The 7,774-nt window shown below is 73.0% G+C and carries 8 protein-coding genes; 3 read left to right on the top strand and 5 right to left on the bottom strand.

All coding sequences use genetic code 11. The features are described from left to right. The first annotated feature begins 235 nt into the window (after nt 1–235). Nucleotides 236–1,543, top strand: coding sequence for an ammonium transporter (locus ACWEN3_RS36110; protein ID WP_452979818.1), 1,308 nt, complete (start codon nt 236–238; stop codon nt 1,541–1,543). After that, the gene (locus ACWEN3_RS36105) at nt 1,540–1,878 is read left to right on the top strand and encodes a P-II family nitrogen regulator (protein WP_452979815.1); all 339 of its coding nucleotides are present in this window, start codon (nt 1,540–1,542) and stop codon (nt 1,876–1,878) included. Before ACWEN3_RS36110 ends, ACWEN3_RS36105 begins: the two co-directional genes overlap by 4 nt. Here ACWEN3_RS36105 and ACWEN3_RS36100 read toward each other — a convergent pair. The 5 genes from ACWEN3_RS36100 to ACWEN3_RS36080 all read right to left on the bottom strand — a co-directional run bounded on the left by ACWEN3_RS36100 (nt 1,772) and on the right by ACWEN3_RS36080 (nt 6,254). Continuing rightward, complete coding sequence (locus ACWEN3_RS36100; RefSeq protein ID WP_452979812.1) at nt 1,772–2,791, bottom strand: WxL protein peptidoglycan domain-containing protein; 1,020 nt, start codon at nt 2,789–2,791, stop codon at nt 1,772–1,774. The genes ACWEN3_RS36105 and ACWEN3_RS36100 overlap by 107 nt on opposite strands. A gap of 88 nt (nt 2,792–2,879) precedes the next feature. Further along, a complete protein-coding gene (locus tag ACWEN3_RS36095; protein WP_452979809.1) occupies nt 2,880–4,208 on the bottom strand; it encodes a beta-xylosidase in 1,329 nt (442 codons plus the stop codon). Nucleotides 4,209–4,380: 172 nt separating this feature from the next. Continuing rightward, nucleotides 4,381–4,857 (bottom strand): hypothetical protein, encoded by a 477-nt coding sequence (locus ACWEN3_RS36090; protein WP_452979806.1) that lies wholly within the window; start codon nt 4,855–4,857, stop codon nt 4,381–4,383. Nucleotides 4,858–5,041: 184 nt separating this feature from the next. Beyond that, complete coding sequence (locus ACWEN3_RS36085) at nt 5,042–5,404, bottom strand: cytidine deaminase (protein WP_452979803.1); 363 nt, start codon at nt 5,402–5,404, stop codon at nt 5,042–5,044. Nucleotides 5,405–5,432: 28 nt separating this feature from the next. Then, nucleotides 5,433–6,254 (bottom strand): helix-turn-helix transcriptional regulator, encoded by an 822-nt coding sequence (locus tag ACWEN3_RS36080; RefSeq protein ID WP_452979821.1) that lies wholly within the window; start codon nt 6,252–6,254, stop codon nt 5,433–5,435. A 149-nt stretch (nt 6,255–6,403) separates the two neighbouring features. Between ACWEN3_RS36080 and ACWEN3_RS36075 the strand changes: the two genes are divergently transcribed. Further along, nucleotides 6,404–7,774, top strand: a 1,371-nt coding sequence (locus ACWEN3_RS36075) for an MFS transporter (protein WP_452979800.1), incomplete at its 3' end; no start/stop codon positions are given.

Below are 7,774 nucleotides of genomic sequence, written 5' to 3'. Positions count from 1 at the left end.
GTTGGGGCGGCCCACGAAGCAGGCGAAGCCGGCGCGGTGGACGGTCTCGGCCGGCTGCTCGGATGACTGGGTGCGAACGCTCATGCCGTTCATTGTCCCTGATCCCCGAGCCCCCGCCGCACCGTGAGGTTTCGGTAACCCTCAGGCAATGAAACGTCACGGAAACACACCCGTACGCGACCGGAAACGCACAGCGGTGACCCTCTGACGAGCCCCCACACCGTTGGAGACGCCCGTGACCCTCGCCGCCGCGCACGTGAACACCGGCGACACCGCCTGGCTGCTCGCCGCGACCGCCCTCGTCCTGCTGATGACCCCGGGACTGGCCCTGTTCTACGGCGGCATGGTCCGCACGAAGAGCGTCCTCAACATGCTGATGATGAGCTTCGTGTCGATCGCCCTGGTCACGGTGGTCTGGCTGGCGGCCGGCTACTCGCTCGCCTTCGGGGACGACATCGGGGCGGGGCTGATCGGCGGGCTGCGGCACGCCGGCATGAGCGGCCTCGGCCCCGGCAGCGTGCACGGCACGGTGCCCACGCTCCTGTTCGCCACCTTCCAGCTGACCTTCGCGGTCGTCACGGCGGCCCTGGTCAGCGGGGCGGTCGCCGACCGGGCGAAGTTCTCGGCCTGGCTGGTCTTCGTGCCGCTGTGGACCCTGCTCGTATACGTCCCGGTCGCCCACTGGGTGTGGGGCCCCGGCGGCTGGATCCTCGACGGGCTCGGCGCGCTCGACTTCGCCGGCGGCCTGCCCGTGGAGATCACCTCCGGCGCCTCCGGTCTCGCCCTGTGCCTGGTCCTCGGGCCCCGGCTGGGCTTCAGGAAGGACGCGATGCGGCCGCACAACCTGCCCATGGTGGTCCTCGGCGCCGGTCTGCTCTGGTTCGGCTGGTTCGGCTTCAACGCCGGTTCCGCGCTCGGCGCGAACGGCCTCGCCGCGGCCGCCTTCCTCAACACCCTCGCCGCGGGCTGCACCGGCCTGCTGGGCTGGCTCTTCGTGGAGCAGCGGCGGGACGGGCACCCCACCACCCTCGGCGCCGCCTCCGGCGCGGTGGCCGGTCTCGTCGCGATCACCCCGTCCTGCGGCACGGTCTCCCTGCTCGGCGCCCTCGTGGTCGGCCTCGCCGCAGGTGTCGTCTGCTCCTACGCGGTGAGCTGGAAGTTCCGGCTGAACTACGACGACTCCCTCGACGTCGTCGGCGTCCACCTGGTCGGCGGCGTCATCGGCACCCTGCTGATCGGCCTGTTCGCCGAGAAGGCGATGACCGGCGGCACCGAGGGCCTGCTCTACGGCGGCGGGCTCGCCCCCCTCGGCAGGCAGCTGCTCGCCGTGGCGGTCGTGGCGCTGTACGCCTTCGGGGTGACGTACGGCCTCGGCAAGCTGCTCGACCGCGTGATGGGCCTGCGGGCGAGCGAGGAGCAGGAGCTCACCGGCCTGGACCTTACGGTGCACGCGGAGACGGCATACGATCACGGCGTCCTGGGCCACGGCGCCCCGGTCAGCTCCGCCGTCCTCCCCTCCGCTCAGAAGGCCACCCGGGCATGAAGCTCATCACCGCGATCGTCAAGCCGTACCGTCTGGACGAGGTCAAGACCGCCCTGCAGGAGCTGGGCGTGCACGGTCTCACCGTGACCGAGGCGAGCGGCTACGGCCGCCAGCGCGGCCACACCGAGGTCTACCGGGGGGCCGAGTACCGGGTCGATCTGGTGCCGAAGGTGCGCATCGAGGTCGTGGTGGAGGACGCGGCCGCCGACGAGGTGATCGACGCGATCGTCAGCGCCGCGCAGACGGGGAAGATCGGCGACGGGAAGGTGTGGTCCGTGCCGGTGGAGACCGTCGTACGGGTGCGGACCGGCGAGCGCGGCCCCGACGCGCTCTGACCAGCAGCACGCCGGTCACCACCGCCGCGGCGGACACCAGCGCGACGAGCAGCCAGGGCAGCGCGAGGTAGGAGGCGCTCGCCGACTGGCGGGTGCCCGGCGCGCTCGCCGTCAGGGTGACGCCGGCCCGGTCGAGCTGGGGCGCGCCGCGCCAGGTCTCGGTGAGCCGCACCCGCTGGCCCGGCAGCAGTTCGGAGGGGACCCGGGTCAGCTCGCGGTCGAGCAGCGTACGGCCGAACAGCCCGCGCACCCTCAGCCGCACCTTCGGGTCCAGGGTGACGTTCCCGGTGTTGCGCAGGGTGTAGGTGATGGTCGCGGTGCTGTCGCCGAGGCCGGGCAGCAGGGGCTGGTGGTGGCCGAGGCGCACCTGCTCGACGGAGAGGGCGGGCAGGGCGGGGCCGCCGACCCGGAGGTAGACGCGGGCGCCGACGGCCCGTTGGACGCCGAGCGCCAGGCTGCCGCTGCCGGGGTCGATCCGTTCGTCGAGGGCGACGATCGCGCCCGGGTGGTCGCCGGGCCCGGCGCCCCGCGGCACGCGCAGGGTGAACGGCACGGTGACGGTCCGGTGGCCCGGCACGGTGATCCGGGACCGGTCGAGCCGTGCCCAGGCGCCCACCCCGCGCATCCGCTCCCCGGCCGTCCGCACGGCGAAACCGCCGTCCCGGGCGGTGTTGTAGGCGTCGGCCGCGTAGAGCCGGAAGGTGAGCGGGGCGCCGGTCCTGTTCTGCACGGCGACCCGGTCGGTGAGGGTCTGGCCGGGGTCGGCGGAGAGGTAGAAGTAGGGGCGCGCGGCGATCTTCGAGGCGACCGGGTAGACGGACCAGCTGCCGTTGTCGGCGGCCCGCGCGGGCACGGCGGTGATCCCGAGGAGCAGGCCGAGAAGGCTCAGGAGGAGGACGTACGGCTTGCGCATGGGTGCGGCCCCCCATGGGCTCGGTCGGTGGTGGTCGGGCGGGTGCGGACCCTGTCTGTCGTACGACGGGGGCGCCCGGCCCCCGGTGTCAGGTGAGGGTGAGGGTCAGGACGCCGGAGTACGAGCCCGGGGGCGTGAACGCCGGTACGTCCAGGGAGAGTCCGGCGTCGACGGTGAACTCGCCGCCGGTGAGGGTGCCGTCGGAGGTCTGTGCGAGGGTCGCCCCCGAGGCGCCCACGGCGCCCGTGGAACCGGCCTTGCAGGTGCTGGGGCTGCCCGCCTTGGCCGCGCAGGACGGCGTCCAGCTCAGCCGGCCGGCGTCGATCTTGGCGCCGGGACCGGTGAAGTCGGTGACCTTGCCGGTCAGGGACCAGCCCGCGGGCCCGCCGCGGAAGTCCTTGACGGTCACCGTCCGCAGGGCGCCGGTCGAGGCCCCGCCCGCGCCGAAGTCGACGCCCGACAGCGCGACGGCGTCCCCGGCCTGGGACATGGACAGGGTGCCCGCCTTGACGGTGGTGGTCAGCTTCTGGCTGCCGGGCGGGACGGGCGTGTTGTCGTTGACGACGTAGGCCGCGGGGCCCGCGCCGGTGTCCGCGCTCCAGGAGCCGCCCTCGTAGGCCACGATCCCGGTCGTCGACTTGTCGTTGACGACGAGCGAACCGCTGAAGGAGCCCGAGGAGTTCGCGGTGACGGTCGCGGTGTCCGCGGTCTGGGTGGTGCCGGCCCGTCCGGCCAGGGTGACGGTGGCGCCCGGCGTGAAGTTGCTGCCGTTGACCGTGACACCGGCGCCCGGGTCACCGGAGGCCGAACCGAGCGTGATCGCACGGGTGTTGGCCGGGGTGCCGCTGGTCGCCGTGATCGTCTCCGAGGCCGGAGCGGGCGGGTTGGTGACGGTGCAGGGGGTGTCCAGCTCCAGGATGTAGCTGGTGTGGATGTTGTAGTCGCCGGGCGAGAGGGTGATCTGCCCGGCCTTGGTGACGGTGAACGTGCCGGTCATGGAGAAGGACGGGAACGCGGCCTTCCCCGGCACCGGGGGGTTCTTCTTGGGGCCGGCGACGGTGACGTCACCGGTCTGGGCGCCACCGAGGGCGACCTTGCCGGTCGGGGTCATGATGTCGGCCGGCAGGGCCAGGTCGGTGGGGTTGCTCGCGGCGGCCGTGACCACGGTGTAGGTCACGGTGACGGTGTCGCCGACCTTCGGGCTGGTGTTGTCCACCGAGACGGCGGCGGTCGTGGTGCCGTCGATCGGCGGCAGGCCCGCGACGGCGGGCGGGATGCAGTGCGTGGCGAAGTCCACGTTCGCGCCGGCGGCACCGGCCGGACAGGCCAGCGCGCCGCCCGCGGTGACCGCGAGGGCGGTCGCCCCGAACAGTGACGCCCAGCGCCACCGTCGGGTTCTTCGGGGTGTCGGACCCATGGGCCCCCTCCTGAGGGTTGCTGGCGCAGCGGCTCGTCTGCGCCGACAGGGGGCATTGATGTGGAGCCGCCGTGAGAAGTCAATGGAAATGCCGCAGAAAACTGACGGAGCATCAGATTCTGCGGCATCCACGGGAGTTCCGGCAGCAACCGGAACAGATCGCTCAGCCGCGTCAGTCGAAGACGAACGGGCCGGGCGACTGCGGGGCGGTGGCCGTGCAGGTGATGGTGATCCCGAAGACGGTCATCTTCAGGGAGCCGCCGTACGCCTCCAGGCTGTCCCCGGAGGCCACGGTGCCGGCGAGCGGGCCGACGGTGACGGTGTCGCCCGCCGCCATGGCCGGGTTCCGCGTACCGCTGAAGACACTCGTGCCGCCGCCACCCTTCACGAAGGTGGCGGTGGACGAGACGGAGTCCTGCGCGACCGCGATCGGCACGGTGATCGCGGAGGAGGTCATGGTGACGGTGGCCGACGTGCCGCTCTGGGTGACGGTGAGCGTCGCGGCGCCGCCGCCGTAGATGCCGCAGTTCGCGTCGATGGTCGCCGTCCGGGGGGTGACGGCGGCCGCGGTGGGCGCGAAGGCGAGGGCGGTGGCCGCGAGGGCCCCGGCCACGAGCGCCGCACCGGTTGCTGTGCGCTTGCCTCTCATGGGGATCCGCTTCCCTTCCCTGTGGGGATGCCATGTGGGGATGGTCGGAAGGTGCGCCGACGAACGGCAGGCCGGGCGGGCGGTTACGGACGCACGCGGCCGGCGGTGCGGATCTGACGGATCGTCGGAACGTACGGCTCCATTGATGCGCGAGGGGCGGGCGACGGCAAGGATGAATTCCGGACTACTCGGGGGCGCCCGCCGTGAGGGTGCGCCGCACCGCTCCGTCGGGCCCGGCCAGCAGCACCGGCGTCCCGGAGCCACCGAGGTCGGCGACGGCGGCCAGGTCCTCGGCCGGCAGCGACTCCGCCCCGCTCACCACCGCCGCCGCCTCCAGCGACGCGGCCCCCGACGCCACCGCCATGGCGACCGCGGTCCGCAGCGCGCTCAGCTTCAGCGAGGCGAGGTCCACCGACCCGGCGACATACGTGCGCCCCGTCTCGTCCCGTACGGCCGCCCCCTCGGGCACCCCGTTGCGGGCCCGCGCGGAGCGGGCCAGGGTGACGATCTTGCGGTCCTCGGGGTCCAGCGCGTTGCTCTCGGTCATGCCCAGAGCATACGAAGCCACCGGAGGTTCACCCCGCCACGGGGTACATGGCACCCCGGCGCCCCTCAGGAGAGGCCAGCCACTCCAGCTTGGCCGCGGTGTTCGCCTCCTCCAGCGGAGTGTGCAGCACGATCGTCAGATCGGGACGGGCCGGCACCTTCATCACCGTCGACTCCACCACCAGCAGCCCGGCCAGCGGATGGACCAGCTCCTTGCGGATCTGCCCCTGGTCCTCGATGTCCCGCTCGGCCCACAGCTCCCGGAACTCGGCGCTGGCCGCGCTCGCCTCCGCGAGCACCGTCCGGAAGCCCTCGTCGTCCGGCCGGGCGGCGCACGCGGCCCGGAACTGCGCCACGACCGTCCGCGCGTTCTCCTCCCAGCTGTTGCTGCGCGAGCGGTACAGCGGGTCGGTGAAGAAGTCGACGAGGCAGTTCTGCGTGATGTCCGGCCGCATCCCGAGCACCAGCGCGGCCGCGTCGTTGTACATCACGCAGTTGTAGTACGGGTCCATGATGTGCGCCGGATACGGCATCCAGGTGTCGATCAGCCGGCGCAGCCCCTCGCACATGTCCCGCCTGCCGGGCGCCACTTGGGGCGCGGGCGGGTTCATACCGGCCAGCAGGTACAGATGCCGCCGCTCGGCGTCGCTGAGCCGCAGCACCCGGCCGACCGCGTCCAGGACCTGCGGGGAGACGGAGATGTCCCGCCCCTGCTCCAGCCACTGGTACCAGGAGGCGCCCACCCCGGCGAGCACGGCGACCTCCTCCCGGCGCAGCCCGGGCGTGCGGCGCCGGGCCCCGCCGACGGGCAGTCCGGCCTCCTCCGGGCTGACCCGGGCCCGCCGGCTCATCAGGAACTCGCGCAGTTCACTGCGCCGTCGGCTCTTCGCCGCCTCCGCACCGGGCACGTGGCCGCTCCTCCCCCGTGGTGTCTGGTGGTGCCACCACCACCATAAGTTCCGACTCCCCACCGGTATTCCGATCGGCCGAAGCTCTGGTCATGGCGATCGACACCACCACCCCGACCACCACCCCCACGGACGCACCGCTCGGCACCCCCCGGCTGTCGACGCGTGACAGGCTCGTCCTGTTCGTGTTGTGCGCGGCCCAGTTCATGGTCGCGCTGGACTTCTCCGTGCTGAACGTGTCCCTGCCCGAACTGGGCGCCGACCTCGGCATGAGCCGGTCCGCCCTGCAGTGGGCCGTCACCGCGTTCGCGCTCCCCTCCGGCGGCTTCCTGCTCCTGTTCGGACGGATCGGCGACCTCTACGGCCGCCGCAGGCTGTTCCTGACCGGCCTCGCCCTGTTCGGCGCGGCCTCGCTGCTGGCGACCCTGGCCTGGGACCCGGCGTCGTTCCTCACCGGACGCGCCCTGCAGGGGCTCGGCGCGGCGGCGATCGTACCGACGGGCATGTCCCTGCTGACCACCACCTTCCCGGAGGGACCGGCCCGCGACCGCGCCCTCGGCATCTCCGGCACGCTGCTCTCGCTGGGCTTCACCGTCGGCATGGTCGCGGGCGGTGTGCTGACGGACGCGCTCGGCTGGCGCTCCACGATGGCCCTGCTCTCGGTGTTCGCGCTGATCGTGCTGCCGCTTGCGCCGGGTCTGCTGCCCGAGTCCCGCACCCCCGAGCGGCCGCGCCTGGACGTGCCCGGCGCGGTCACCGTCACCGCCGGTCTGCTGTCCCTGATCTACGCCCTGTCCACGGCCGCCGACCACGGGTTCGCCCGCCCCGACGTCATCGCCGCACTGGCCGCGGGGCTCCTGCTGCTGACCGCGTTCACCGTCGTGGAGTCCCGCTCGGCCGCGCCGCTCGTCTCCCTGCCCATGCTGCGCCGCCGCACGGTGGCGTGGGGCAACGTGGGCGGTCTCGTCACCTTCTCGATGATGTCGACGGTGATCTTCGTGCTGACCCTGTACCTCCAGGAGATCCTGCGGCTGTCGGCCTTCGAGACGGGGCTGGTCTTCGGCGTCCAGGGCGTGCTGTCGGCCGTCGCCGGCACGGTGGCCCCGAAGGTCATCGGCCGCTTCGGCGCCCGCCGCACCCTGGTCGGCTCGCTGGCCGGCCAGGGCGCGCTGATCGCGGCGCTGCTGCCGCTCGGCGCCCACGCCTGGTCGGTGTGGCTCGCCACGGCCGCCGTGTCCCTGGCCAGCATGTGCCACCTGGGCGCGATCATCTCGTACGGCCTGACCGTGACCTCCGGGGTCCCGGACGAGGAGCAGGGCCTGGCCACCGGCCTGGTGACCTCCACCCAGCAGGTGGGCATCACGGTCGGCATCCCGCTGCTGGGCGTGCTGGCCACCACCTCCGGCGACCTGCTGTCGGGCGTCCACACGGTCCTGGCGCTGGACGCGGCGATCGTGCTGGCC

It is taken from the genome of Streptomyces sp. NPDC004561 (genome assembly GCF_053602155.1).
This window is presented reverse-complemented; position numbering and strand designations above follow the sequence as displayed.

Excerpts from the sequence above, each read along its gene's own strand:
- ACWEN3_RS36105 (WP_452979815.1), top strand. The coding sequence starts at position 1,540 with ATGAAGCTCATCACCGCGATCGTCAAGCCGTACCGTCTGGACGAGGTC.
- ACWEN3_RS36100 (WP_452979812.1), bottom strand. The coding sequence starts at position 2,791 with ATGCGCAAGCCGTACGTCCTCCTCCTGAGCCTTCTCGGCCTGCTCCTC.
- ACWEN3_RS36095 (WP_452979809.1), bottom strand. The coding sequence starts at position 4,208 with ATGGGTCCGACACCCCGAAGAACCCGACGGTGGCGCTGGGCGTCACTG.
- ACWEN3_RS36090 (WP_452979806.1), bottom strand. The coding sequence starts at position 4,857 with ATGAGAGGCAAGCGCACAGCAACCGGTGCGGCGCTCGTGGCCGGGGCC.
- ACWEN3_RS36085 (WP_452979803.1), bottom strand. The coding sequence starts at position 5,404 with ATGACCGAGAGCAACGCGCTGGACCCCGAGGACCGCAAGATCGTCACC.
- ACWEN3_RS36080 (WP_452979821.1), bottom strand. The coding sequence starts at position 6,254 with ATGAGCCGGCGGGCCCGGGTCAGCCCGGAGGAGGCCGGACTGCCCGTC.